The following is a 24,731-nucleotide window of genomic DNA, read 5'->3' on the forward strand; positions in this document are numbered from 1 at the left end:
AGACCCCGCACCCGGCAACGGACCCCGCACCCGGCAACGGACCCCGCACCCGGCAACGGACCCCGCACCCGGCAACGGACCCCGCACCCGGCAACGGACCCCGCACCCGGCAACGAATCCGCACCGCGAACCCGGGGGTCGGAAACGGCCCCGCACCCATGAAAAGAAACCGCCGCCAACGGCTACGGCTGAAGCCCCCCAAGCCGCCCCTCCAGCAGAACCAGCAACTCCCCAAGCGTCTCCGAGAGCCGATCGCGCCGCTCATCCCCGAGCCCGTCCAGCAACGTGCTCTCATAGGCGAGCTGCCGGGGAATCAGCCGGTCGATGAGGTCCGCACCCGCTTCGGTCAGGGAGAGATGAGCCACACGCCGGTCGCGCTCGTCGGCGCGGCGGGTGACGAGGCCACGGTCCTCCAGCACGCGCAGCCGCTTGGTGACGGCGGCCCCCGAGGCGAAGGTCTCCCGCGCGATCTGACCCGGCGACAGCTCCCGGCCCGTACGCCGCAGCGTGCCGAGGATGTCGAACTCCGGGCGCGTGAGCCCCTCCCGCACCAGGGGCGCGTCCGTCGCCTGCGCGAGCAGCGCCGCGCAGCGGTTGAGCCGGCCGATCACGGCCATCGGCGCGGTGTCGAGTCCGGGGTGGACCTGCTGCCACTGGCGCAGCACGCGCGCGACGACGTCCTCGGTCACGGTGGGGGTTCCTTTCGGCCGGGTGCTCCGGAACAAGATTCTGCCGTCCCGCCGCGGCCGCCCGGTGCCGGGGCCGGGTCCCCGGCTACGCCGCGGCCGTGGCCAGGCTCCGGACGAGCGCGGTCAGGGTGTGGTGGCCGTCGCGCTCGGCGCGCTCCACCCGTTCGTGGGGGAGCGGCGGGAGCGAGCGCCGCCGCCACTCGCCGGCCGCCGCGTCCGCCGTCTCCCGCAGCTCCACGAGCGCGGTCGCGAGCCGGTCGCGGGCCCGGCCCGCTTCGTGGGCGGAGTGCGGGGCGTCCAGCAGCGCGTGTGCCGCGGCCCGCGCCTCGGCGACCCGGTCCACCGCGGCGCCGACCCGGTCCGCCGAGCGCCGGTCGGTGACCAGCGCGCAGGCGAGCAGTCCGATCACCGCGCCGACGAGCGTATCCGCCCAGCGGTCACCGACGAGCCGGCCCGCGGGGTGGCTGCCCGCGAGTTCACCGAGCAGCAGGGACATCGGGGTGACGCAGACGGCCGCGAGCGTGTAGTTGCGGGCGATGAGCGCCTCGGCGCCGAACTGGAAGATGATCGACATCAGCACCATGGCGAAGGCCCCCGTCCGGGCCACGGGCAGCAGCGCGGTGAAGAGCAGCAGCCCCAGGAAGTTGCCGAGGACGCGCTGCACGGCGCGCTGCCAGGACAGCACGGAATTCGCCTGAAGGACGGACGCGACTGTCACCACCGCCCAGTTCGGATGGCCGAACCCCGCCGCCTCCGCCGCCCAGCCCGCGAGCACGCCCCCGGCCAGGACCCGGGCCCCGACGGTCAGCAGCGGCGAACCGGGCCGCAGCCGGTCGAGCGCGGTGGGCCCGCCGGACGGGCTCACGCGGGGTGAGCCGCCGCCGGTGACCTCGCCGGGCAGGGCGCGCCCCTTGCGCAGGTCCCGGGCCCAGGTGTCGAAGAGCTCCGCCTCCGCGCCGGGGCCGCCCGCGCCCGCCGCCTCGGCCCGTACGAGCAGGGCCTCCAGCCCGGCGAGCGCACCGGCCCGGCGCGGCGGCGTGCGGCGCAGCTCCGCGCGCGCCGCGCCCACCAGGGCGATCACGGCGTGCCGGGCGCGCGGGGCGGCCTCCGCGTCCGCGCGCAGCAGCCGGGCGGCGGCCTCCAGGGCGCGGGCCGTGGCGATGCGCTCCGGGCCGTGCGGCCGCACAAGTCCGGGAGCCATGCAGATCAGCCACGCGAGCGCGCCGCAGGCCAGGACGAGCCCGACGTGGAAGGGCACCTCGCCCGGCCGCTGCGGCACGAAGCACGCGGTGGAGCTGACGAAGGTGAGGACGATGCTGCCCGGAGGGCCGGCCCGGAACGCGTCGCACAGCGTCTTCTGCGCCGCCGCCAGCGCCGCGGCGATCACGACCAGCAGCGCGACGGAGCCCGTCAGCGCCGCCGCCGTCAGCGCCACCCCCACCCCGGCGGCCATGCCGAGCACCACCCCGGCGAGCGCGCGGGCGCGCGCCGCGTACGGCCTGGCGTGGCCGTAGAGCGCGCAGAGCGCTCCGGCCGAGGTGTAGAGCGCGAGGTCGAGGCGGTCGGTGGCGAGCAGGACGCCGTCGGGGACCGCGATCGCGGCGACCGCGCTGAAGGCGGGCTTGTGCCAGATGTCCCCGGCGCGGTTCAGCCGGATCGTGCCGCGCAGGGGGAAGCGGCGAGGGGTCTGTTCGGGCATACCAAAAAGATTAGCAAGTGTTTTACTCAAAAAATATCCCCATCGCGCGGGCCCTGCACTCCGTCGGCGTCCCCCACGCCGAACGCAGGGCGCGGGCCTTGCCCAGCCATAGCGACAGGTCGTACTCCGCCGTGTAGCCGAGCGCCCCGTGCAGCTGGAGCGCGGTGCGGGCCGCCGCGTACGCCACGTCGCAGGCGGTGGCCTTCGCCGCGGCGACCTCGGCCGGCGCGCTCCGCGCGCCCGTCGCGAGCGCGACCGCCGCACCGAAGAGCAGCGGCCTGGCGAACTCCAGGCCCACGAGGGTGTCCGCCAGCCGGTGCTTGACCGCCTGGAACGCGCCGACCGGCGAGCCGAACTGGGTGCGCTGCCGTACATACGCCACCGTGCGCTCCAGCAGCGCGCACCCCACGCCGAGCGCCTGCGCGGCGGCCGCGAACGCCGCGAGGTCCGCCGCGTGCGCGGCCGCCTCCCGCACGGCCGGGCCCGTGGCCAGCACCTCGCCGCCGCCGTCCGGCAGGGCGAGCCGTCGCGCGGGGTCGAGCGACGGCTGTACGGGCCCATGGCCGGTGACCAGCCGCAGGGCGTCCGGTGCCACGGTCAGGACCGCGTCGCACGCGTCCGCGTCCAGCGCGTACGGGCCGCCACCGGGCAGCGTCAGGGTGAGCCGCGCCGCGCCGGCGCCGACGCGGGGGAGCCAGGCGTCGGCGGGGCCGGTCTCGCCGCGCTCGGCCAGGCGGGAGAGGAGGGCGGCCGCCGCGACCGTCTCGACGTAGGGGCCGGGTGCCGCGTGGCGACCCAACTCGGTGAACGCGACGGCGAGTTCGACAGGCAGCGTGCCCGAACCGCCGTACGCCCGCGGTGTGGCCAGCCCGAAGACGCCCATGTCCGCCACCCGGCCCCACAGCTTCAGCCCCGGCCCGTGCTCGCCGCGTGCCCACGCGCGGACGGCCGACGGCGTGCCGGCCTCCTTGAGCATGCGCGCGAGAGCGTGCTGGAAGTCGAGTTGCGCGGTGTCGAGCGAAAGCCTCACGCCAGGTCCTCCCGCCTGAGGAGGGCGCGGGGGGTCATGCCCGCCGTCGCCCGCGGGGCAGGCCCAGCAGGCGCTCGGCCACCACGTCCCGCTGGATCTCGTTCGTCCCCGCGTAGATCGGCCCCGCCAGCGCGAAGACATAGCCTTCCGCCCAAGCGCCCGCCGTCAACTCGCCCTCCGCGCCCAGCAGATCGAGCGCCGTCTCGTGCAGCGCGAGGTCCAGCTCGGACCAGAAGATCTTGTTGAGGCTGCTCTCGGCCCCGAGTGAGCCCCCGGCGGCCAGTCGCTCCGCGTGGGCGTAGGTGAACAGCTGGTACGCCCGTGCCCTGATGGCCGCGTCCGCCACCCGCTCCCGGAGTGCCGTGTCGGCGGGATCCGCCCTCTCGTGCCAGAGGGTCACCAGCCGGCGCGCGGTGGCGAGGAAGCGGCCGGGGCTGCGCAGGGTCAGCCCGCGTTCGTTGCCCGCGGTACTCATCGCGACGCCCCAGCCCTGCCCGGGCTCGCCGATCACCTCCGTGTCCGGCACGAACACGTCGTCGAGGGAGATCTCCGCGAAGGCCGGTTTCCCGTCGAGGCGGCCGATCGGGCGCACCGTCACGCCGTCCGCGTCCAGCGGGAACATCACGTACGTCAGCCCGTGATGCGGTGGCCGGCCCGGGTCGGCGTGGCTGCGGAACAGCCCGAAGGCCCGGTCGGCGAAGGCCGCGCGCGAGGACCAGGTCTTCCGGCCGCGCAGCACCCAGCCGCCCCGCTCGGGCACCGCGACCGACCGCAGGGCCGCGAGGTCCGAGCCCGCCTCGGGCTCGGACCACGCCTGCGCCCAGACCGTCTCGCCGCTCGCCATCGACGGCAGCACGCGGGCCCGTTGCTCCTCCGTGCCATGGGCGAAGAGGGTGGGGGCGAGCAGGCCGATGCCGTTCTGGGCGACCCGGCCGGGGGCGCCCGCCGCGTGGTACTCCTCCTCGAAGAGCAGCCACTCCAGCAGCGAACGGTCCCGGCCGCCGTACGCCGCGGGCCAGGAGACCACCGACCAGCGGTCGGCCGCCAACTCCCGCTCCCATGCCCGGTGTTCGGCGAACCCCTCCCGGGTCTCCAGTGAGCGCAGGGGAGTGTTCGGCACATGCGCGGCGAGCCACGCGCGGGCCTCGGCGCGGAACTCCTCCTCCTGTGCCGTCAGGTCCAGGTCCATCAGGCGCCGCGCTCCTTCGCCTTCATCGCCCCGATGTCCATGCCGCCGAGCGGATCGCTGCCGGTCTCGGCGTTGTGGGCGTGGGCGAGGTGGTGGAGGGCGAAGGCCGCGTCGAGACCGCTGTGCAGCCCCTGAAGGTCCTCGGCCTGGTTCACGGCCCGCTTCGCGAGGGCGAGGCCCATGCGTGGCATCGCGGCGATCCGGGCAGCCAACTCCTGTGTTCTCATAGTGAGTTCCTCACGCGGCACCACATGGTTGACCATGCCGATCTCGTGCGCGCGCCGGGCGCTCATCCGGTCGCCCGTATAGAGGAACTCCTTGGCGACGCGCGGCGGCATCACCCATGGATGGGCGAAATACTCGACACCGGGGATGCCCATCCGCACGACCGGATCGGCGAAGAACGCGTCCTCGCTCGCAACGATCAGGTCGCACACCCACGCCAGCATCAACCCGCCCGCCACACAGGCGCCTTGGATTGACGCGATCACGGGCTTGGGCAGCTCGCGCCACCGCCGGCACATGCCGAGATAGACCTCGGACTCGCGGGCGAAGCGGCTGTCCGCCCCCGCCTTGTCGGAGTGGTCCCACCACAGTCCCGCCCGGCGCGCGTGCGGGAGATGGGCGTCGCGCTCCGGGGTGCCGATGTCATGGCCCGCCGAGAAGTGCTCACCGGCCCCGGCGAGGATCACGACCCCGACCCCGTCGTCCCTCGCGGCCTGCTGGAAGGCGTCGTCGAGGGCGTAAGTCATCGCCGAATTCTGCGCGTTGCGGTACCGCGGCCGGTTCATCGTGACCGTCGCGACCGGGCCCTTCCGCTCGTAACGCACTGCCGGGTCAGTGGACATGCCCATCCTTCCCTAACAAGTGTTTGGTAGGTTAACGTACGGCCATGAGCAGCGTCGAGGAGTCCCGCACCGCCTCCCGGCCCGTACCGCCGCCCTATCTCCCCGGCCACGAACTGCTGTCGGGCCGCACCGCCGTCATCACCGCCGCCGCGGGCACCGGCATCGGCGGCGCCACCGCGCGCCGGTTCCTCGAAGAGGGCGCCCGCGTCGTGCTCGGCGACGCCCACGCCCGCAGACTCCGGGCGACCGTCGCCGCGCTGTGCGACAGCTACGGCGCCCGGCAGGTCGCCGGACTGCCCTGCGACGTCACCGACGAGGCCCAGGTCACCGCCCTGTTCGAGCTCGCCGAGGAACGCCACGGCGCGCTCGACATCGTCGTCAACAACGCGGGCCTCGGCGGCACCGCCGATCTGGTGGACATGACCGACGAGCAGTGGGACAAGGTCGTCGACACCTCCCTGAACGGCACCTTCCGCTGCACCCGCGCCGCCCTGCGCCGGATGCGCGCCACGGGCACCGGGGGCGTCGTCGTCAACAACGCCTCCGTCGTCGGCTGGCGCGCCCAGCGCGGCCAGGCCCACTACGCCGCCGCCAAGGCGGGCGTCATGGCCCTCACCCGCTGCGCCGCCGTCGAGGCCGCGGCCTACGGCGTACGCGTCAACGCGGTGGCGCCCAGCCTCGCCATGCACCCCCACCTCGCCAAGGTCACCACCCCCGAGCTGCTCGCCGAGCTCACCGCGCGCGAGCCCTTCGGCCGCCCCGCGGAGCCCTGGGAGGTGGCCAACGTCATCGTCTTCCTCGCCAGCGGCTATTCCTCGTACATGACGGGGGAGACGGTCTCCGTCAGCGGCCAGCGCGCGTGACCGAGAATGACCTCGTGCCCAACAGCAAGCAGACCACCGCTCACCCCGCCGCCCCCGAGCGGCGCCGCGAACTCCTCGCCACCGCCGCCGAGGTGTTCGCCACCCACGGCTACAACGCCACCACCGTCCGCCGGATCGCCGACGAGGCGGGGCTGCTCGCGGGCAGCCTCTACTACCACTTCGACTCCAAGGAGTCGATGCTCGACGAGATCCTCTCCACCTTCCTGGGCGAGCTCTGGGCGGGCTACGACGCCGTGCTCGCCGCCGGCCTCGGCCCCCGCGAGACGCTGGAGGCCCTCGTCACCGAGTCCTTCCGCGAGATCGACCGGCACCGCCCCGCCGTCGCCATCTACCAGAAGGAGTCCCGCCACCTCGCCGCCCGGCCCCGCTTCGCCTATCTCGCCGACTCGCAGCGCAGGTTCGAGAAGGCGTGGCTCGGCACCCTGCGGCGCGGCGTCGCCGAGGGGGTGTTCCGCGCCGACCTCGACGCCCGGCTCACCTACCGCTTCCTGCGCGACACCGTGTGGGTCGCCGCGTCCTGGTACCGGCCGGGCGGGCACCACACGCCCGAGGAGATCGCCCACCAGTACCTGTCGATGATCCTGGACGGTATCGCCGTTCCGGACTGACGGAACATCAAGGAGCCGACATGGCCGAGGCATACATCGTCGATGCGGTGCGCTCCCCCGTCGGCCGTCGGGGCGGCGGGCTCTCGGCCGCCCACCCCGCCGACCTCGGCGCCCATGTGCTGCGCGCCCTGATGGACCGTACGGGCGTGGACCCGGCCGCCGTCGACGACGTCGTCCTCGGCTGCCTCGACGCGGTCGGCCCGCAGGCCGGTGACATCGCCCGCACGAGCTGGCTGGCCGCAGACCTGCCCGAGGAGGTGCCCGGCGTCACCGTCGACCGGCAGTGCGGCTCCGGGCAGCAGGCCGTCCACTTCGCCGCCCAGGCCGTGCTCTCCGGCACCCAGGACCTCGTCGTCGCGGGCGGCGTGCAGAACATGTCGCAGATCCCCATCGCCTACGCCTCTCGCCGCGCCGCCGAACCGCTCGGGTTCGCCGACGGCCCCTACGCCGGGTCGGACGGCTGGCGGGCCCGCTACGGCGACCGGCCCGTCAACCAGTTCCACGGCGCCGAGATGATCGCCGAGCAGTGGGGCATCAGCCGCGCGGCCATGGAGGAATTCGCGCTGCGCTCGCACCGGCGGGCCGTGCGCGCCGCCGACGAGGGGCGCTTCGACCGCGAACTCGTCCCCTGGGGAACCGTCGTCGCCGACGAGGGCCCGCGCCGCGACACGACTGCGGCGAAGATGGCCGCGCTCCCGCCCGTCCTCACCGGCGGCACGCTCACCGCCGCCCTCTCCTCCCAGATCTCGGACGGCGCGGCCGCCGTCCTCATCGCGAACGACCGCGCGCTGCGCGACCACGGGCTCACGCCTCGGGCCCGCGTCCACCATCTTTCCGTACGGGCCGAGGACCCCATCCGGATGTTGTCCGCGCCGATCCCCGCGACGGCCCGCGCTCTCAAGCGGGCCGGGCTGGCGATGGACGCCATCGACCTGGTGGAGATCAACGAGGCGTTCGCCTCCGTGGTCCTGGCGTGGCTCCAGGAGACGGGCGCGGATCCGGACCGGGTCAATGTCAACGGGGGCGCGATCGCTCTGGGGCACCCGCTGGGGGCGACGGGGGCCCGGCTGCTGACGACGTTGCTGTACGAGTTGGAACGGCGGCGCGGGCGATACGGGTTGCTGACGATGTGTGAGGGCGGGGGCCAGGCGAATGTGACGATCGTGGAGCGGCTGTAGGTGGCCGGGCTGGGGGCCACTCAACGGTCGTGGTGGAAGCCCAGCAGATGCCGGAATCTGGCGTTACTGGGCTCTGCGGCCTGCTCGCCGACGGTCGCCGCCCAACGCCGGCACGTGACGTTCACGAACGCCTCGACCGATCTCGGCTCCGCCTGCCGCCAACTGGTGAACCCGCCGAGCCAGGCGAGCGCGTCAGCGGGCGCCTGCCCGCATTCCATGAGGCGCACGGCCGTGTACGCCGGGTCGGCCCATGCGGGGCCTGTCGCGGGCATGGCCCAGTCCACGATGCAGGCGTTGCCGTTGCGTTTGTCGATCAGGATGTTGTGCGGATTCGTGTCCGTGTGGAGCAACGCGGTTCCACTCAGGGACGCGGCCTCACCGGGCAGCAGGTACGGCGTGAACCGGTCGACGAAGGGCGGGGCGGGGAAGGCGGAACCACTGAACGCCTGCATGTGTCGCAGAGCGGACGCCACGGCTGCCAGGTCACTCGTTCCGGGGCCGAGGTCGGCGTGCCGACCGTCGACGAACGCGAAGGCGAGACAGGACCACCCGCTGACCCGGAAGTGGTGCAGCACCGTGGGGCTGACGCCTTGCACCACACCGTTGATGCGGGCCTCGTGGTCGAGTGCCGCGACGGCTGCCACGTGGGTTTCGCGCACCCCCTTGAAGAACAGGCGTTCGCCGCGTTGCGTGGTCAGGACGAGGGCAGCGGCGCAGTTGAGCCCCTCGGCGACGATCTCCGACGCGATCACCTGCCCCGCACGTTCCTCCACCGCGCCGCGCAGTCCGGCGGGGAGCGCTTCCCAACTGACTCGTTCGATCACGGGTACTCCTGTCAAGGCAAGGAAAAGGAAGGGGCACCGCCCGGCGCCCCTTCCCGCTCTTCGACGTTACGACTGTGTCGTGCCGCACTTACGGCAGCGGTTGGCTCCGCTCCACTCCACCCATTCGTGGTCGCATTCGTCGTTGCTCAGCGTGTGCCACATGACGAACTCCCTGTGAACCGAGTTTCGTTCCCTTTGAAGACCCGCCCGGCCTTCTTCAGCCACGAGGATGGCCGGGCGGGCGTCTTACCCGCTCCTCTCCGGGGATGATCAACCTTGGAGGAGCGGAGCCTGCCCGCCGGAGTGCGGGAGGGAGAACGGGGGTGTAGGCCTCAGACGCTCCGGGGGCCGAGTCCGAGAGTGGCGCGCTCTTCCGTGGTGGCCAGACGGACGGCGCGCTTGTCGGCAGTCCACTCGTGCGGGCCGCCCTTCGCCCCTTTGAGGGTGTACCGCTCGCCGTCGAAGGCGACGCTGACACCGATGCGGTTGGTGGACGTGTCCACCACGAGCGCGCCGGATCGGTAGCCGGTCCAGGGATCGGCGGGCACGATCACTCCTCTCCGTATGGCTTTTCCTGACGGCGGTGTTCAGCGTGGCCTACAGTCATCCTGTCTTCAACTTGCGAGGATTGCTCGGGGAGTTGGGAGAACGGATGGTGAACCGTAAGGACCTGGACCCCGAGGGGTCGCCCGGTGCGCGCTTCGGCCAGCGGTTGCGTGCGCTGCGGGACGAGCGTGGGTGGACGCAGGATGAGCTGGGCGAGCGGATGGGGTTCTCCGGAACGCACATTTCTGCCGTCGAAACTGGTCGACGTCCCCCAACTCCCCGGTTCTCGAAGAGTGCGGACCGGGCGTTGGGGACGGGCGACAGGCTTGAGCGTCAGAGCCGTGCTGTACGCCACACCGCGCTGATCGAAGGATTCCCGGAGTACGTGGCGCACGAAGCGCGAGCCGCCGAGATCAGGCTGTACGAGGTGGGCGTCATCCCTGGTCTGCTTCAGACGCCGGAGTACGCGGCGACGCTGGAAGCGGATGCGGTGCGGAGAGAAGCGATCACTCCCGAACAAGCCGACGAGCGCGTGGATCTGGTGGTAAGTCGGCAAGCCGGCCTTGTGCGATCGCCATCGCCTCTGATCTTCGCGGTACTGGACGAAGGGTGCATCCGGCGGCCGATGGGGTCCCTCACGGTCATGGATGCGCAGTTCGAGCGCTTGCTCGAGTTCGCCGAGATGCCGAACACCGTGTTGCAGGTTGCCCCCTTCTCCATGGGGGCGCGCAGGCCGTTCAGCTTGCCCGTCACCGTGCTCACGATGCCGGACCGGTCGCTGATGTCCTACGCCGAGTCCACACATCGGGGCCATCTCGAAAGGGAAAGCGTGTTCGTCCTCTCCATATTGGCGGCCTACCATCAGTTGCAGGCCGACGCCCTCTCCCAGGCGGAGTCTGTGGCCTTGATCAAGCAGGTACGAAAGGGCAGACCGTGACCGATTCCCCCCGTTGGTTCAAATCGTCCCACAGCGGTAACGGCGGCCAGTGCATAGAGGTCGCTACCAACCTTGTCGCCTCGCGCGACGTGGTCCCCGTCCGTGACTCCAAAAACCCTCACAAGCCCCTGCTCACCTTCCCGTCCGGCGCCTGGTCCTCCTTCGTGACCAGCGTCAAGGACGCGGCGGAGCTCAGCCTGTAGCCGCCCGTCGGCCCCGGCCCGCCGCGAGCGGGCCGAGGCTCGCGGAGGGCGGCCGGTCCGTTTCACCGTCCCGAGGTCAAGGACGCCAGCACCTCCGACGCCTCCGACACCACCCGCTCCACCAACTCCCCGCACGACGGGAGGTCGTCGATCACCCCGGCCACCTGCCCCGAAGCCATCACCCCCACATCCGTCCGGCCGTCCACCATCGCCGCCCTCAGCAACATCGGCGTGCTCGCGGCCAGCAGCACCTGGCTCCACGTCAGCTCCGCACCGCGCCGCATCGCCATCCCCTCCCGGAGCAGCCGCACCGACCCCAGCCCCGACACCTCGCGGAACGCGAAAGCGTGCCGCGCGGCCCGTACGAGCGCGGCGGCGCGGCCCGAGCGTTCGAGGGCCGTGACGAAAGGCGTGCGCAGCATCCGGTGGGGGAGGCCGTCGACCTTGATGGTCACCGTGACGTCCGTGACGGACGCGGCGAGGTACGCGGCCTTCACCGCCGGCGGGACCGGGCTGTCGGAGGTGAGCAGGAAGCGGGTGCCCATGGCGACCCCGGCCGCCCCGAAGGCCAGTGCCGCCGCCAGGCCGCGCCCGTCGTGGAAGCCGCCCGCCGCGATCACCGGGATGCCGACGGCGTCCACGACCTGGGGGAGCAGGACCGTCGTCGCGACCTGGCCCGTATGGCCGCCGCCCTCGGCGCCCTGCGCCACGACCGCGTCCGCGCCCCACGCCGCGGCCTTCTCGGCGTGCCGCCGCGCGCCCACCGAGGGGATGACGACGACACCGGCGTCCTTGAGGCGGGTGATCAGCTCCCGGGAGGGCGCGAGGGCGAAGGAGGCGACGCGCACCTCCTCGTCGATGATCAGGGACACACGCTCGGCCGCGTCCCCGGCGTCCGCGCGGAGGTTGACGCCGAAGGGCTGGTCCGTGCGCGAGCGCACCTCCTTGATCGCGCCCCGCAGCTGATCGAGCGTCATGGTCGCGGAGGCGAGGATGCCGAGCGCCCCCGCGTTCGCCGTGGCCGATACCAGGCGGGGCCCCGCGACCCAGCCCATGCCGGTCTGGACGACCGGGTGCCGGACGCCCGTCAGCTCGGTGAGCGCGGTCCTCATGCCCGCACCTCCTTCTCCCGCAGAGCCTGCGGGTCGAGGGCGTCGCGGATCAGGCGCAGTTCCTCGGCGGTCGGTGCGCGGGTGCGCGGCGCGTGGTCGGGCATGTCGAGCGGGAAGCCCGTGGCGGCCCGCACGTCCTCGGCGGTGACGCCGGGGTGCAGGGAGCGCACCCGCATCGTGCGGTCCGGCGTCTCGAAGTCGAGTACGGCGAGGTCGGTGACGACGCGGCGGATGCAGTGGAAGCGCGTGGCGGACGGGCCGGCGGCGGCCGCCCGGCCGTAGCCGACACCGCAGACCATGTCGGCCTTCTCGACCAGCACCCGGGGGGAGTGCCGGGGGATCCAGTAACTGGTGGGATGGTTCAGGGTGTTGGCCGGGGCGCCGCGCACGCCGAGGAGCTGCCGGGTGGGTCGCACCCAGTCGCCGACGCACGAGATGTTCTGGTTGCCGTGCCGGTCGAGCTGGCTCGCCCCCATCATCACATGCCGTCTGCCGCCGGTGACCAGCGCGAGATGGCGGCGGAACGGCAGCCACCCCTCGACGGCCGTAGCGGGCTCACCGAACGCGGGCACGTCGGCGATCAGCATCGCCTCACCGTCCGTCAGCAGCAGGTCCGGCGCGAAGGTCAGCCGCGCGAGCCGCGCGCCGAGCGTCGGCACCACGCCCATCGGGGCGGCCAGGATCTCGCCGTCGCCGCGCCACGCCTCGGCGCACGCCACGACGCAGACCTCGGCCCTGGTCGCCGTCACGCCGCCGCCCCCTTGAAGTCCGCGACGGCCGCGCGGTAGGCGTCCTCGTCGCCCGAGAGGAAGCGGCCGGTGAACTCCCGCCATCTCGCCGGGTCGGCGGCCGCCTCGGCGTACGCGGCCTGGAACGCCTCGTCCCGGTCGTAGTCGGGCACGCAGGAGGTGAAGTGGGCACCGCCCGGCGCCTCGACGACGCCGTTGACGCACGCCCGCTGCACCAGCATCGTCTGCGGCCCGCCGGCGGCCGCGAACTCCGCGCTGCCGACGACGCGTTCGCAGGAGACGTACGCCTCCCGCGCCGCCTCGCAGAAGAGGTCGTCGAAGTACGGATCGGGGCCCAGGTACTGCGCGTTGCCGCGCGCGTCGGCCCGGTTGAGGTGCACCAGCGCGGCGTCCAGCGTCAGCGCGGGCACCGCGACGTACTCCTCGCCGTCCTCGTACGGTGAAGTGACCGTGCGCAGGCTGGGGTTGACCGTCATCACGTCGGAGCCGAGCCCGGCCCGTACCGGCAGGAACGACAGCCGGTGCGCGGCCGCCGTCAGCCCCCACATGAACATCGCCTCGTCCAGCTCCGTCAGCTCGATCTCCCCCCGCTGCCGGGCGGTCCGGAAGTGCGGTTCGAGGGGGATGGAGTCCAGCGTGGCGAAGGGGGCGACGAGCCTGCGGATCCGCCCGGCCGCCGCCAGCAGGCCCACGTCGGGGCCGCCGCAGGACACGACGGTGAGGTCGCCGACGCCCGACCGCAACAGGGCCCGGATCAGCGCCATCGGCTTGCGCCGCGAGCCCCAGCCGCCGATGCCGACCGTCATGCCGCTCTGCAGACGGGCGACGGCCTCGTCCGCGGTCATCCTCTTGTCGGCGGTCATGGCTGCCGCTCCTTCCCCGCCCCGCCTTGGACGAAGGCGTCCCGCCGCCGGTCCGCGAGCCCGCTCAGACCGGCCTCGAAGGTGAAGCTCTGCTCGTAGCGGTAGCTGCGGTGAACGTCGACCGGGTCGATGCCGTTGATGGCGGCCTTGGCCATGCGCAGCAGTGTGCCGTCCTTGGCGGCGATCTCCCTCGCCAACTCCATGGCGGCGTCGGCGAGTTCATCGCGAGGCACGACCTTCCACACGGCGCCGTGCCGGTGCAGCTCCTCGGCGGTGACCGTGCGCGAGGTGTAGTACAGCGTGCGCATCAGGTGCTGCGGCACCAGCCGGGAGAGGTGGGTGGCGGCGCCCAGCGCGCCGCGGTCCAGCTCGGGCAGGCCGAAGGTCGCGTCGTCGGAGGCGACGACGGCGTCGGCGTTGCCGACCAGGCCGATGCCGCCGCCGAGGCAGAAGCCCCGCACGGCGGCCACGACGGGGACCTCGCAGTCGTAGACGGCCGAAAAGGCCGCCGCGCAGCCGTGGTTGGCGCCGATCAGGACCTGTCCGCCGGGGGAGCGCTGGATCTCCTTGAGATCGACGCCGGCGTTGAAGCCGCGCCCGGCGGCGCCGAGGATCACACAGCGGACCGCGGGATCGCTGCCCGCCGCGCGGACGGCGGCGGCGAGGTCGTACCAGCCGCGCACGGGCAGGGCGTTGACGGGAGGGAAGTCCACGGTGACGACGGCCACGGCGGATTCGGGGCGGGAGGTGGAGACACCCATCAGAGGATCAGCTACCTTTCCACCAAACGTTTGTTAGGTGTGACGGTAGCAGCGGGCAAGCCGGCGCGGGAGGTGCGAAATGGGCGGCGCCGAGGGAGCGCCGGGCCGGGTCGTCGTCGTCACCGGCGGGACGCGCGGCGTCGGGGCGGGCATCGCGCGGGCGTTCCTGGACACCGGGGCGCGGGTGGTCGTCTGCGCCCGCAGGCCCCCCGAGCGGCCGGTCGCGACGGAGCGCGGCAGCGCCCGTTACCTGCCGGTGGACCTCCGGGACGCGGACGGCGTACGGGCCTTCTTCGCCCGGCTCGACGAGGCGTACGGGCGGCTGGACGTGCTGGTCAACAACGCCGGGGGCACACCCTTCCAGCCCCTCGGCGAAGGATCGGACGAACGCCACGCCCGCGTCCTGGGCCTCAACCTCCTCGCGCCGCTGACCGCGTCGCTCGCCGCGTACCGCCTCATGCGACGGCAGCCGGAGGGCGGCTGCGTCCTCATGACCGGCAGCGTGAGCGGCACCCGCCCCTCGCCCGGCACCGCCGCCTACGGCGCGGCCAAGGCGGGACTCGAGAACCTCGCCCGCACCATGGCCGTCGAATGGGCGCCCGCGATCCGGGTCAACACCCTCGTCCTCGGCATGGTCCGCACCGCCTCGGCACACCTCCACTACGGCGACGAGGACGGCGTCGCCGCCGTCGCCCGGACGGTGCCCGCCGGGCGGCTCGCCGAGCCCGGCGAGATCGGTGCCGCGGCCGTCTTCCTCGCCTCCGCCGACGCCGCCTACATCACGGGCGCGAGCCTGCTCGTCCACGGCGGCGGGGAACGCCCCGCCTTCCTCGACGCCGCGTCCGTCCACCACGAGGAGCGCTGACATGCCCCAAGAGCCCACCGGAAGCTGCGCGGGCCGCGTCGCCGTCGTCACCGGCGCCGGCCGCGGCCTCGGCCGCGCGCACGCGCTCGCCCTCGCCGCGGAGGGGGCCCAGGTCGTCGTCAACGACCTGGGGGTGGGGCTCGACGGGCACGGCGGCTCGGCGGACCCCGCCCGGCACGTCGCCGAAGAGATCACCGCGCGCGGCGGCGAAGCGGTCGCGCACCACGGCGACATCGCCACCGACGAGGGCGCCGCGTCCCTCGTCGCGACCGCCCTGGACACCTACGGGCGGCTCGACGCGCTCGTGAACAACGCCGGATTCCTGCGCGACCGCATGCTCGTCAACCTCGGCGAGGACGACTGGGACGCGGTCGTACGCGTCCACCTCAAGGGCCACTTCCTGCCGCTCCGGCACGCCGCCGCGCACTGGCGCGCCGAGGCGAAGGCCGGCCGCCGGCCCGCGGCGCGCGTCGTCAACACCACCTCCGGGGCCGGGCTGCTGGGCAGCGTGGGGCAGGCCAACTACGCCGCCGCCAAGGCCGGGATCGTCGCCCTCACCCTCGTCGCCGCCGCCGAACTCGCCCGCTACGGCGTCCAGGTCAACGCCATCGCCCCCGCCGCCCGCACCCGCATGACCGAGCGGACCTTCGCCGGCACGATGGCCGCGCCCCCGGCCGGCTTCGACGCGATGGACCCGGCCAACGTCTCCCCGCTGGTGGTCTGGCTGGCCTCACCCGGCTCCGCGGACGTCAGCGGCCACGTCTTCGAGGCCGACGGCGGCCGCATCACGGTGCTGGAGGGCTGGCACCCGGGCCCCACAGCCGACAAGGGCGCCCTCCGGACCCCGGGGGAGGCGGGGGAGGCGGTACGCGAGCTGCTGAAGGGAGCACGCCCGCCGGAGGCGGTCTACGGGGCGGGGTAGGGCCGGCGCTCCGGCTACGACACCACGTCCTTCCCCCGGAAGTGCCGGAACGCGAAGGCGAAGAGCACCAGCGCGTACGACACCGACACGGCCGTGCCCTTGATCATGCCCGACCACTCCAGGTGCGGCTGGAGCGCGTCCGCCCAGGCGAACTGCCAGTGCGCGGGCAGGAAGTCGCGCCAGTGCCCGAGTGCCGTCACCGCGTCCAGGACGTTGCCCACGATGGTCAGACCCACCGCGCCGCCCACCGCGCCCAGTGGCGCGTCCGTGACGGTCGACAGCCAGAACGCGAGCCCGGCCGTCACCAACTGCCCCACGAAGATGTACGCGACGACGACCGCGAGCCGCAGGGCCGCCGTGTCACCGGGCAGCGCGCCGCCGGTGGGGATCTGGAGCGGCCCCCAGCCGTACGCCGCCGTGCCCGCGGCCAGGGCCACCACCGGCAGCAGCACCATCGCGGCCGCGCTGAACCCCAGCGCCACGGCCAGCTTGCTCAGCAGCAGCCGGGCCCGCGGCACCGGCGCCGCCAGCAGATAGCGCAGGGACGACCAGCTCGCCTCGGACGCCACCGCGTCACCGCAGAACAGCGCCACCGGCACCACCAGCAGGAAGCCCGCCGAGACGAACAGACACGTCGCCGCGAAATTGACGCCCGAGGAGGTGGCCGTGTCGATCAGCGTCACCCTGCCGTCCCGCCCGCTCGGCTGCCCACCGATCGCGAAGGCCGCGATCAGGACGAACGGCAGCACGGCCAGGACCGCCCCGACCACGAGTGTGCGCCGGCGCCGCAACTGCCGCATCGCCTCGACCCGCAGCGGCAGCGTGCGCCGCGGGCGGTAACCCGGCGCGGCCTCCGGGGCGGTGTCCGTCGCCGTGCTCATGCGGAGCCTCCGATCAGGGTCAGGAACGCGTCCTCCAGGCGGCGGTGCGGACCCACGCGCTCCACCGGGACCTCCAGCCGGACCAGCTCCGCCAGCAGCGCCGCCGAGCTCAGCCCGTCGAGCTCCACCAGCAGCCCGTCGTCCGTCCGCACCGCGGACGCCACGCCCGGCAGCGCCGCCACCTTCTCGGCGACGGCCTCCGTCGGCCCGCCCTCGACGCCGACCAGCAGCGTGTCGCCCGAGCCGACGATCTCCGCGACGGGACCGGCCGTGACCAGCCGCCCGCGGTCCATCACCACCAGGTGCGTACAGCTCTGCTCGACCTCGGCGAGGAGGTGGCTGGAGACGATGACCGTGCGCCCGGCCGCCGCGTAGCGGATCATCACCTCGCGCATCTCCCGGATCTGCGGCGGGTCGAGACCGTTGGTCGGCTCGTCCAGGATCAGCAGCTCCGGCAGGCCGAGCATGGCCTGCGCGATCGCGAGCCGCTGCCGCATGCCCTGGGAGTACGTCCGCACGGCGCGCTCCAGCGCGGAACCCAGCCCGGCGATCTCCAGGGCCTCGTCGATACGGGCGTCCTCGGCCGGGCGGCCGGTGGCCTGCCAGTACAGATCGAGGTTGGCCCGCCCGGACAGGTGCGGCAGGAAACCGGCGCCCTCCACGAACGCCCCCACCCGCGACAGCACCGGCGCGCCCGGCCGGATCGCGTGCCCGAAGACCCGCACCTCGCCACCGTCCGGCCGGATGAGGCCCATGAGCATCCGCAGCGTCGTGGTCTTGCCCGCGCCGTTCGGGCCGAGCAGACCGAGCACCTGCCCCCGCTCCACCCGGAAGGACAGGTCACGGACGGCATACCGGTCGGCGGACTTGGCGTAGCGCTTGCTCAAGTCCGTGATCTGCAACGGCACCTCGGCGAGCGCCGGATCGGGCGCGGGCACGGCCACGCGCCGCCGCCCGGTCAGCAGCACGGCCGCCGCGACGGCCGCACCGGCCACCGGCAGCCCCCACGTCCACCACGGCAGCGCGGCCGAAGCGGTCCGCACCTCCGGCGCCGTCGGCACACTCAGCCCGCCGCCCTCCAGGGCGACGGTGTAGGTCGCGGGCTGCGCCGGCGAGGCATAGGCCAGGTCCGTGGCGGCGAGCACGAGCCGCATCCGGTGCCCGGCCTCGAAGGTGTGGTCGATGGCGGGAAGCCGCAGCTCGACGGTCCTGCCGTCCTTGGCGTCGGTCACCCGCGCGGGCGCGACGAGCTGCGCGGGCAGCACCTGCTGCCCGTTCGGCCCCACGTCGTAGACCTTGGCGAAGAGGACCGCCTCCCCGGAGTCCGAGGAGACCTTGGCCTTCACCGTCGGCGAACCGGTCACCCGCACGCCCTCCGTCAGCCGCGCGGATTCGAAACGCGCGTACTGACCGGGGAAGTCCAGCGACAGCCCCACCCCCAGCCCCGACAGCTGCGACACCGCGCCGATCCCCGGCAGTGCGGAGATCGCCGGAGGCGTGGCACCGGCCGGATTGCCGAACGACTGCGGACGGCCGGTCAGCGGGACCGCGCGCGTGTCGTTGCGCAGCCCCGGATAGCGGTCCGCGCTCGCGCCGCGCACCTGTGCCTTGCCGTCGGTGGTGTCGATGCCACCGGTCCTGCTGACCCGGAACGCAGGTCCCGTGTCCGCGCTCTTGTCGTCCTTGAGGTAGCGGTCGAACCACGCGCGCGTGCGCTGCTGGAGGCGGCCGGTCTCGCTCATGCCGCCGTCGTGCCCGCCCGCGATCCAGTCGACGGAGACGGGCGCGCCGTTGTGGGCGATGGCCCCGGCCGCGGCGTCGGACTGGTCGAGCGGGAAGAGCGAGTCCCCCTGCCCCTGGACCAGCAGCGTGGGCACCTTGACGCGGTCGGCGACGGCGGACGGGCTGCGGCGCTCCAGCAGTTCGCGCGCCTGCGCGTCCGGCTTCCCGGCGACGGCCACCCGCTCGTACATCTCGCACAGAGCCGGCTCGAAGCCGCCGCAGCCGCCCTGCGGCGCGGAGGGCGGGGCCTGGGCGCCAGCGCCGGGACCGGCCGTGACCGGGCCGCCGGTGGAGCCGGTGGTGAAGAAGATGCCGGCCCAGAGCTTCTTGAAGACCCCAGGATCCCGGCTCGCGTCCCCGGGCTTCTCGACGACATCGTTCGGGAAGAGCGCGTCGGCGAGATTCCAGTAGGTGATCTGCGGGGCGATCGCGTCGACCCGCTTGTCGTACCCGGCCGCGAGGAGGGAGACCGCGCCGCCGTAGGAACCGCCCGCGATCCCGACCCTCGGGTCACCCGCCTTGTCCAGCCTCACCTCGGGCCGCTTGGCCAGCCAGTCGATGAGCCGGCTCACGTCGGCGACCTCGTGGTCCGGGTCGTTCAGCCCGATCCGGCCGCCGGATCTGCCGAAGCCCCGCGCGGACCACGTCAGCACCGCGTAGCCGTCACGCGCCAGATCCTCCGCCTGGCCGCGCAGATCCTCCTTGCTGCCCCCGAAACCGTGCGCGAGCAGCACGGCGGGCCTGCGCCCGGTGTCGCCGGCCGTGAAGTACGACATGTCGATCCGGACCTTGTCACCGCTGCCCGGCGACCCGGGCACGCTCAGGAACCCGTCCTCGCGGTGCACCGAGGGGCCGCCGCCCGTGGCCGAAGCCGCCGTCCAGGTGCCGGCCCCGGCCAGTACGGCACCGACGGCCACGGCGGCGAACAGCCGCCGGCGCCGCCGGGGGAATCGCAGTCTCATGCGGTGATGCTATGCGCAGGCACTGACACCGCCGCCAGGCGGTCGGCCGGGAAGGTCAGGCGCGGGCCAGCCGCACGGTCACGATCTCGAAGGGGCGGAACGACAACGAGACGCCGCCCTCCGCGCCCGCCTCCGCGCCGCCCTCCGTCTCGACCGCCTCGAGCGGCCGCTCCAGCAGGTCGCACACGGACGCCGACGCCACCGCGAAGCCCGCCGCCAGGCGGATCCGCGCCCGCCCGCCGCCCGCCTCGTACAGCCGCACCACCACATCGCCGCTGCCGTCGTCCGCGAGCTTGACGGCCGACACGACGACGGAGCCGTCCGGGACCGACACCAGCGGCTCCACCGCGCGGGCCCCGGGCACCCGCCGCTCCGGCAGGTTGATCCGGTGTCCCTCCCGCACCGCGTCCCCCAGGGACGCGTTCGGCACCAGCGCGTAGCGGAAGCGGTGCACGCCCTGGTCCGTGCGCGGGTCGGGGAAGCGGGGCGCCCGCAGCAGGGAGAGGCGCAGCGTGGTCGTCGTGCCTGTGCCGCCCTCGCGTACGGCACGCGTCACGTCGTAGCCGTACGTGGAGTCGTTGACGACCGCCACGCCCCAGCCGGGCTCCTCCAGGTGGACGAAACGGTGCGCGCACGCCTCGAACTTGGCCGCGTCCCAGCTCGTGTTGGCGTGCGTGGGGCGGTAGAGGTGGCCGAACTGGGTCTCCGCCGCCACGCGGTCGGTGTGCACGTCCAGCGGGAAGGCCGCCTTGAGGAACTTCTCCGTCTCGTGCCAGTCGACCTCCGTCGTGATCTCCAGCCGCCGCTCACCCTCCGGCAGGCCGATGAACTGCTCCACCCGCGACGCCCCGAAGGCCCGCGTCACCCGCACCGCACCGCTGTCCGTGAGCTCCAGCGCCTCGACGTCCGTGAGATCCGTGACGGTGTTGCGGTAGAAGTGGTCGACATCCCAGGCGTCCCACATGTTCGGGAAGTCCGGGTGCAGTTGGAGGAGGTTCGCCGCCGCGCCCGGCGCGACCGTCTCGCGGTCCGCCGCCAGGTCGTACACGGAGACCACCAGCCCCCGCCCGTCGACCACCACCCGCAGCAGCCCGTTGTCGAGCGTGAACCCGCCGCCCTCGCGGGGCGCCGCGCGCACCGCCGCACCGTCCGCCGGGCCGCCGACGGCCGCGCCGAGCGCCGGCACGCCGCCGCGCCCGTGCGGCGCCGCGTTGAAGACCACGCTCCCACCCGCCTCGGCGTCCCCGGCCAGCGCCGCCAGCGCGCCCCCGATGACCTCCTCCAGCTCCGCCGCGACCGCCGCGTAGGCCGCAGCCGCCTCCCGGTGCACCCAGGCGATCGACGTACCGGGCAGGATGTCGTGGAACTGGTGCAGCAGCACCGTCTTCCACAGCCGGTCCAGCGCCTCGTACGGATACGGGAATCCGGTGCGCACGGCCGCCGTCGCCGCCCACAGCTCCGCCTCCCGCAGCAGGTGCTCCGAGCGCCGGTTGCCCTGCTTGGTCCGCGCCTGGCTGGTGAGCGTCGCCCGGTGCAGCTCCAGATACAGCTCGCCCACCCACACGGGCGCGTGGGCGTACTCCGCGTGCGCCTTCTCGAAGAACGCCGACGGCTTCTCGAAGGTGACCCGGGCCGACCCCTCCAGATCCGCGAGCCGCTTGGCGCGGGCGAGCATCTCGCGCGTCGTCCCGCCGCCGCCGTCACCCCAGCCGGTCGGCGCGAGGGAACGTGTCGCGCCGCCCTTCTCCTGGAAGTTGCGCACGGCGTGCGCGACCTCCTTGCCCGACAGCTGCGCGTTGTAGGTGTCGATGGGCGGGAAGTGCGTGAAGACACGCGTCCCGTCCAGCCCCTCCCACCAGAAGGTGTGGTGCGGGAACTTGTTGGTCCGGCTCCACGAGATCTTCTGCGTCAGGAACCACTTCGCGCCCGCCAGTTTCACGAGCTGCGGCAGCGCGGCCGAATAGCCGAACGTGTCCGGCAGCCACACCTCCTCCGTCTCGATCCCGAACTCCTCCAGGAAGAACCGCTTGCCGTGCACGAACTGCCGTGCCAGCGCCTCCGACCCCGGCATGTTGGTGTCGGACTCCACCCACATGCCGCCCACCGGCACGAAACGGCCCTCCGCGACGGCCTTCTTCACCCGCGCGTAGACCTCCGGCCGGTGCTCCTTGATCCAGGCGAACTGCTGAGCCTGCGACATGGCGTAGACGAAGTCCGGCTCGTCCTCCAGCAGCGCCGTCATGTTCGACGTTGTCCGCGCGACCTTGCGCACCGTCTCGCGCAGCGGCCACAGCCACGCCGAGTCGATGTGCGCGTGCCCGACCGCGCTGATCCGGTGGGCCGAGGCGTGGGCGGGCGCGGAGAGCACGCCGGTGAGCCGCTCACGGGCCCGCTCCGCCGTGCCGTTCACGTCCTGGAGGTCGAGTGCGTCCAGCGCCCGCTCCACGGCGCCCAGGATCTCCCAGCGGCGCGGGGAGTCCACGGACAGCTCCGCCATCAGCTCGCCCAGCACCTCCAGATCCTGGACCAGCTCCCACACCGTCCGGTCGAAGACCGCGAGGTCCATCCGACCCAGCCGGTAGCGCGGCGCGCCGTCCGCGGTCTGCCTGTCACCCAGTTCGGTCGGCAGGAAGGGGTGGTAGTCCAGGATCACCGGGTTCGACGACGCCTCGATGTGCAGCGTCACCTCCTCGCCACCGGCCGCCTTCTCGCCGACGCGCACCCATTGGTTGCGCGGATTGAGCCCCTTCACCGGCGAGCCGTCCGGGCGGTAGACGAGCCCCTCGCACTGGAAGCCCGGCATGTTCTCGTCGAAGCCCAGGTCGAGCAGCGCCTCGACGGTCCGGCCCGCCCACTGTGGCGGCACCGTTCCCGTGACGGTGAACCAGCTCGTCCCCCACGGAGGCCCCCACCGCTCGCCGGTCCGGACCGGCACCCGCGCGGCTGCCAGCCCCTCCGCCACGGGGACGGGCTCGCCCGGCGCGTTCCACACCGAGACGGCCAGCGGCACCGACTCGGGGTACACGGCGGGCCGGACGCGCTCGTCCAGCACCCGCTTCAGTCGGGCTTCGGTGATGGTGCGGTCGTTGTGCATGGAGTCGGTGTCCTCACGCAGTAGGTCTACCAGCGGAAAGTGACGGACGCGGGTGCCGAGGAGGCGTACAGCTCGTCCACGGCGCGCACTTCGACGCGCGTGACCGCCTCCCTGGCGGCGCGGCGCAGCGCCGCGACGTAGTAGGCATGCCCACAGGTGCCGCCCAGGAAGCGACGGCCGCCGCCGGGGAGCACCTGATGGAGCTCGTAATGGCGCACGTCCCCGCCGGTCGCCCCCCAGGCCAGCCGTAGTTCCGCCGTGCCGTCGCCGGTCCGGCGGGAGGCGGTCACCCGGACGCGGCCGGGCCGGGCGGGCGCCGGCGGTGCTCCGTCGTGGACCGCGAGGCCGCCGAGCCGCCAGCGGACCGTACCGCCGTCCGGCGCGGTCAGACGCACGCCCAGCGCGTGGAGGGTGCCGTGCGGCAGCGCGCCGAGGCGCAGCCGGACGGTCGTCCAGCCGCGGCCCCCTCCCGGCAGCGTGCCCGCGGGCACGTGGTGGAAGAGGCCCGGGCGCGGCGACACGGCCAGCTCCACCCGCACCGCGGCCGACCCGGTGTCGGTGCGGTGGGCCAGTTCCACGACGGTGGCGCGGGACAGCGGCAGCCGCGCCGTGTACAGCTCGACCGTCGCCGGCGCGGTCGGCGCGCCCTCCACGAGGAGGCTGGTGCCGCCGCGCCAGGCGTCGCCGAAGTCGAAGCCGACGCCTGGCCGGGTGCCCGCCGTGCGGACGACCCAGCGGCGGCCGGGCAGCCGGTCCTGGAGCCCCAGGTGGTTCCAGGCGGCGTCGGAGAGGCGCTCGCCTCTCTCGTACCAGCCGGTCCCGTGGCCGGTGTTGAAGGTCGTCGCGAACGGCAGCGTGGTGAGCGTGGAACGGTCCGCGACGGACGCCGCGGGCGCCCGCCAGGGCCCGGCCGGCGGCACGGTGGGGTCGAGGCCCTCGCCGGACCAGAAGCGGTCGTCCCGCGCGTGGAAGGCCGCGGGGGAGCGCCCGCCCGCGGGCAGGCTCGTCCAGGTCCACTCGGGCCGGTAGAAGCCGTAGGAGACGGTGTGCGGGCCGCCCGCCGGGACGACCGCGTCCCAGTCGACCGGAGTTTCCCAGCCGCGCGCCTCGACGTCGACGCCCGCCCACAGCGAGTACGGGCTCCGCCCCAGCCGCCGCGCGCGCCCGGCCGAATCCGCGAGCCCGGCACGGCTCCAGCCGAAGTTGAGGAACATCGAGCCGGCCGCCCGGAAGAACGGGGCGTTGTGGTCGTTGAGCTCGTTCTGCCAGGCGATGTCGCCGGAGACGGCCATCGCGTCGTACCACGTGACGCGCAACCCCGTGCCGCGCTCTTGCAGGTACGCCACGAAGTCCCGCATCGCCGCGCCCAGCCGCCCGTCCCCGCCGCCGGTCTCGGCGTTGAGGAACCAGCCGTCGAAGCCGTACGCGCGCGCGACCTGGATCAGCTTGTCGGCCAGCGGGAAGCGGCCGCCCGCCGCGCGCCGCACGAGGTCCTCCGTCCAGCGCAGCTGCCCGCCGTACGCGGCCGGAGGCAGGAACACCGTCCCCAGGACGGGCACGCCGTTGCGGTGCGCGGCGTCGACGACCGGCGCGTTCGGGGCGAGGATCAGCCCCTCGTCCGAGGAGCCGCCCCAGAAGACCAGTTCGTCGAGGTATGCCCAGTGGGTCAGCGCGTAGTGGTCGGCGGTGTCCGAGCCCTGTGAGGGGTTGCCGGAGGTGTGCGCGAAGGCGGCGAGCGCGCAGACGCGTGCCTGCCCGGCGCGCGCGGTGGTGTTGACGGGCGGGGGAGTGAAGCGCGGGGCGAGCGGCACGGACGCCCTGTTGAAGGGCAGGTCGCTGTCGCTCGCGGGCGTCCAGGCGCGGAGGCTGCGCCAGCGGACGCCGGGCCGGGGGGAGCCGGACGGCAGGCTGTCGGGGTACCAGTAGGAGGCGTACGGCTGAAGGCCGGCCGTCCCCTCGGCGGCGCTCGGGCCGGAGGCCACGGCCACGGCCGCCAGGGCTCCGGCGCCGACGGCCATGACCTCACGCCGCGTGGGTCCTTGGCGCATGAGTGCTCCTTGGTCGAGCCCGTCCGGCGGCCGAGGACCGGGGTCCGGGGCGGAGCC

General features: G+C 73.7%; 22 protein-coding genes. 7 read left to right on the plus strand and 15 right to left on the minus strand.

Annotation, left to right across the window (positions count from 1 at the left end; genetic code table 11):
- Window positions 1-182: 182 nt before the first annotated feature.
- From ACZ4A5_RS10195 to ACZ4A5_RS10215, 5 genes are all read right to left on the minus strand, one after another.
- Window positions 183-689, minus strand: a complete 507-nt coding sequence (locus tag ACZ4A5_RS10195; RefSeq protein WP_467580773.1) for a MarR family winged helix-turn-helix transcriptional regulator — start codon at window positions 687-689, stop codon at window positions 183-185.
- Window positions 690-774: 85 nt separating this feature from the next.
- Entirely contained in the window at window positions 775-2,388 is a 1,614-nt protein-coding gene (locus tag ACZ4A5_RS10200; RefSeq protein WP_467580776.1) for an FUSC family protein, read from the minus strand.
- Between the two features lie 22 nt (window positions 2,389-2,410).
- Complete coding sequence (locus tag ACZ4A5_RS10205; RefSeq protein ID WP_467580779.1) at window positions 2,411-3,418, minus strand: acyl-CoA dehydrogenase family protein; 1,008 nt, start codon at window positions 3,416-3,418, stop codon at window positions 2,411-2,413.
- 34 nt (window positions 3,419-3,452) lie between these two features.
- Complete coding sequence (locus ACZ4A5_RS10210; RefSeq protein WP_467580782.1) at window positions 3,453-4,607, minus strand: acyl-CoA dehydrogenase family protein; 1,155 nt, start codon at window positions 4,605-4,607, stop codon at window positions 3,453-3,455.
- Window positions 4,607-5,455: an enoyl-CoA hydratase gene (locus ACZ4A5_RS10215; RefSeq protein ID WP_467580785.1), complete on the minus strand. Its 849-nt coding sequence runs from the start codon at window positions 5,453-5,455 to the stop codon at window positions 4,607-4,609. Before ACZ4A5_RS10215 ends, ACZ4A5_RS10210 begins: the two co-directional genes overlap by 1 nt.
- A 44-nt stretch (window positions 5,456-5,499) precedes the next feature.
- On the opposite strand from ACZ4A5_RS10215, the gene ACZ4A5_RS10220 reads away from it, so the two are divergent.
- From ACZ4A5_RS10220 to ACZ4A5_RS10230, 3 genes are read left to right on the plus strand one after another with little or no spacing between them, the layout of a single operon-like run.
- A complete protein-coding gene (locus ACZ4A5_RS10220; RefSeq protein WP_467580788.1) occupies window positions 5,500-6,318 on the plus strand; it encodes an SDR family oxidoreductase in 819 nt (272 codons plus the stop codon).
- 14 nt (window positions 6,319-6,332) lie between these two features.
- On the plus strand, window positions 6,333-6,947 hold the full coding sequence (locus ACZ4A5_RS10225) for a TetR/AcrR family transcriptional regulator (protein WP_467580791.1): 615 nt from the start codon (window positions 6,333-6,335) through the stop codon (window positions 6,945-6,947).
- Window positions 6,948-6,967: 20 nt separating this feature from the next.
- Window positions 6,968-8,125: an acetyl-CoA C-acetyltransferase gene (locus tag ACZ4A5_RS10230; protein WP_467580794.1), complete on the plus strand. Its 1,158-nt coding sequence runs from the start codon at window positions 6,968-6,970 to the stop codon at window positions 8,123-8,125.
- Window positions 8,126-8,145: 20 nt separating this feature from the next.
- On the opposite strand, the gene ACZ4A5_RS10235 is transcribed toward ACZ4A5_RS10230, so the two are convergent.
- On the minus strand, window positions 8,146-8,949 hold the full coding sequence (locus ACZ4A5_RS10235) for a phosphotransferase (RefSeq protein ID WP_467580797.1): 804 nt from the start codon (window positions 8,947-8,949) through the stop codon (window positions 8,146-8,148).
- A gap of 332 nt (window positions 8,950-9,281) precedes the next feature.
- Window positions 9,282-9,497 (minus strand): hypothetical protein, encoded by a 216-nt coding sequence (locus tag ACZ4A5_RS10240; protein WP_467580800.1) that lies wholly within the window; start codon window positions 9,495-9,497, stop codon window positions 9,282-9,284.
- Window positions 9,498-9,601: 104 nt separating this feature from the next.
- On the opposite strand from ACZ4A5_RS10240, the gene ACZ4A5_RS10245 reads away from it, so the two are divergent.
- On the plus strand, window positions 9,602-10,432 hold the full coding sequence (locus ACZ4A5_RS10245) for a helix-turn-helix domain-containing protein (protein ID WP_467580803.1): 831 nt from the start codon (window positions 9,602-9,604) through the stop codon (window positions 10,430-10,432).
- Window positions 10,429-10,635 carry a DUF397 domain-containing protein gene (locus ACZ4A5_RS10250; protein ID WP_467580806.1) on the plus strand — a complete coding sequence of 69 codons (207 nt, stop codon included), beginning with the start codon at window positions 10,429-10,431 and terminating at the stop codon, window positions 10,633-10,635. Before ACZ4A5_RS10245 ends, ACZ4A5_RS10250 begins: the two co-directional genes overlap by 4 nt.
- Window positions 10,636-10,697: 62 nt before the next feature.
- Here the strand turns inward: ACZ4A5_RS10250 and ACZ4A5_RS10255 are convergent, their stop codons facing one another.
- The 4 genes from ACZ4A5_RS10255 to ACZ4A5_RS10270 are packed head-to-tail and all read right to left on the minus strand — an operon-like array spanning window position 10,698 to window position 14,120.
- The gene (locus ACZ4A5_RS10255; protein ID WP_467580809.1) at window positions 10,698-11,747 is read right to left on the minus strand and encodes an NAD(P)H-dependent flavin oxidoreductase; all 1,050 of its coding nucleotides are present in this window, start codon (window positions 11,745-11,747) and stop codon (window positions 10,698-10,700) included.
- Complete coding sequence (locus tag ACZ4A5_RS10260) at window positions 11,744-12,496, minus strand: CoA-transferase subunit beta (protein WP_467580812.1); 753 nt, start codon at window positions 12,494-12,496, stop codon at window positions 11,744-11,746. Before ACZ4A5_RS10260 ends, ACZ4A5_RS10255 begins: the two co-directional genes overlap by 4 nt.
- Complete coding sequence (locus ACZ4A5_RS10265; RefSeq protein ID WP_467580815.1) at window positions 12,493-13,359, minus strand: CoA transferase subunit A; 867 nt, start codon at window positions 13,357-13,359, stop codon at window positions 12,493-12,495. The genes ACZ4A5_RS10260 and ACZ4A5_RS10265 overlap by 4 nt, the downstream gene beginning before the upstream one ends.
- Entirely contained in the window at window positions 13,356-14,120 is a 765-nt protein-coding gene (locus ACZ4A5_RS10270; RefSeq protein WP_467580818.1) for an enoyl-CoA hydratase family protein, read from the minus strand. Before ACZ4A5_RS10270 ends, ACZ4A5_RS10265 begins: the two co-directional genes overlap by 4 nt.
- A 79-nt stretch (window positions 14,121-14,199) precedes the next feature.
- Between ACZ4A5_RS10270 and ACZ4A5_RS10275 the strand changes: the two genes are divergently transcribed.
- Together ACZ4A5_RS10275 and ACZ4A5_RS10280 are read left to right on the plus strand one after the other, a co-directional pair.
- Window positions 14,200-14,985, plus strand: coding sequence for an SDR family oxidoreductase (locus tag ACZ4A5_RS10275; protein WP_467580821.1), 786 nt, complete (start codon window positions 14,200-14,202; stop codon window positions 14,983-14,985).
- Window position 14,986: 1 nt separating this feature from the next.
- Window positions 14,987-15,907: an SDR family oxidoreductase gene (locus tag ACZ4A5_RS10280; RefSeq protein ID WP_467580824.1), complete on the plus strand. Its 921-nt coding sequence runs from the start codon at window positions 14,987-14,989 to the stop codon at window positions 15,905-15,907.
- 14 nt (window positions 15,908-15,921) lie between these two features.
- On the opposite strand, the gene ACZ4A5_RS10285 is transcribed toward ACZ4A5_RS10280, so the two are convergent.
- Genes ACZ4A5_RS10285 through ACZ4A5_RS10300 form a run of 4 tightly spaced genes read right to left on the minus strand, consistent with a single transcriptional unit; the run spans window position 15,922 to window position 24,674 of the window.
- Complete coding sequence (locus ACZ4A5_RS10285; protein ID WP_467580826.1) at window positions 15,922-16,788, minus strand: ABC transporter permease; 867 nt, start codon at window positions 16,786-16,788, stop codon at window positions 15,922-15,924.
- A complete protein-coding gene (locus tag ACZ4A5_RS10290) occupies window positions 16,785-19,532 on the minus strand; it encodes an alpha/beta fold hydrolase (RefSeq protein ID WP_467580829.1) in 2,748 nt (915 codons plus the stop codon). The genes ACZ4A5_RS10285 and ACZ4A5_RS10290 overlap by 4 nt, the downstream gene beginning before the upstream one ends.
- A 55-nt stretch (window positions 19,533-19,587) precedes the next feature.
- Window positions 19,588-22,626, minus strand: a complete 3,039-nt coding sequence (locus ACZ4A5_RS10295; protein WP_467580832.1) for an alpha-mannosidase — start codon at window positions 22,624-22,626, stop codon at window positions 19,588-19,590.
- 26 nt (window positions 22,627-22,652) lie between these two features.
- Window positions 22,653-24,674, minus strand: coding sequence for an endo-beta-N-acetylglucosaminidase (locus tag ACZ4A5_RS10300; protein WP_467580835.1), 2,022 nt, complete (start codon window positions 24,672-24,674; stop codon window positions 22,653-22,655).
- Window positions 24,675-24,731 lie beyond the last annotated feature (57 nt).

Source organism: Streptomyces sp. NPDC025618 (assembly GCF_055558795.1).

Bases quoted from the DNA above. Each gene is read 5' to 3' on its own strand.
- ACZ4A5_RS10200 (WP_467580776.1), bottom strand. From the start codon at position 2,388: ATGCCCGAACAGACCCCTCGCCGCTTCCCCCTGCGCGGCACGATCCGG.
- ACZ4A5_RS10210 (WP_467580782.1), bottom strand. From the start codon at position 4,607: ATGGACCTGGACCTGACGGCACAGGAGGAGGAGTTCCGCGCCGAGGCC.
- ACZ4A5_RS10215 (WP_467580785.1), bottom strand. From the start codon at position 5,455: ATGTCCACTGACCCGGCAGTGCGTTACGAGCGGAAGGGCCCGGTCGCG.
- ACZ4A5_RS10220 (WP_467580788.1), top strand. From the start codon at position 5,500: ATGAGCAGCGTCGAGGAGTCCCGCACCGCCTCCCGGCCCGTACCGCCG.
- ACZ4A5_RS10230 (WP_467580794.1), top strand. From the start codon at position 6,968: ATGGCCGAGGCATACATCGTCGATGCGGTGCGCTCCCCCGTCGGCCGT.
- ACZ4A5_RS10245 (WP_467580803.1), top strand. From the start codon at position 9,602: ATGGTGAACCGTAAGGACCTGGACCCCGAGGGGTCGCCCGGTGCGCGC.
- ACZ4A5_RS10255 (WP_467580809.1), bottom strand. From the start codon at position 11,747: ATGAGGACCGCGCTCACCGAGCTGACGGGCGTCCGGCACCCGGTCGTC.
- ACZ4A5_RS10265 (WP_467580815.1), bottom strand. From the start codon at position 13,359: ATGACCGCCGACAAGAGGATGACCGCGGACGAGGCCGTCGCCCGTCTG.
- ACZ4A5_RS10270 (WP_467580818.1), bottom strand. From the start codon at position 14,120: ATGGGTGTCTCCACCTCCCGCCCCGAATCCGCCGTGGCCGTCGTCACC.
- ACZ4A5_RS10275 (WP_467580821.1), top strand. From the start codon at position 14,200: ATGGGCGGCGCCGAGGGAGCGCCGGGCCGGGTCGTCGTCGTCACCGGC.
- ACZ4A5_RS10280 (WP_467580824.1), top strand. From the start codon at position 14,987: ATGCCCCAAGAGCCCACCGGAAGCTGCGCGGGCCGCGTCGCCGTCGTC.
- ACZ4A5_RS10285 (WP_467580826.1), bottom strand. From the start codon at position 16,788: ATGAGCACGGCGACGGACACCGCCCCGGAGGCCGCGCCGGGTTACCGC.
- ACZ4A5_RS10290 (WP_467580829.1), bottom strand. From the start codon at position 19,532: ATGAGACTGCGATTCCCCCGGCGGCGCCGGCGGCTGTTCGCCGCCGTG.
- ACZ4A5_RS10295 (WP_467580832.1), bottom strand. From the start codon at position 22,626: ATGCACAACGACCGCACCATCACCGAAGCCCGACTGAAGCGGGTGCTG.
- ACZ4A5_RS10300 (WP_467580835.1), bottom strand. From the start codon at position 24,674: ATGCGCCAAGGACCCACGCGGCGTGAGGTCATGGCCGTCGGCGCCGGA.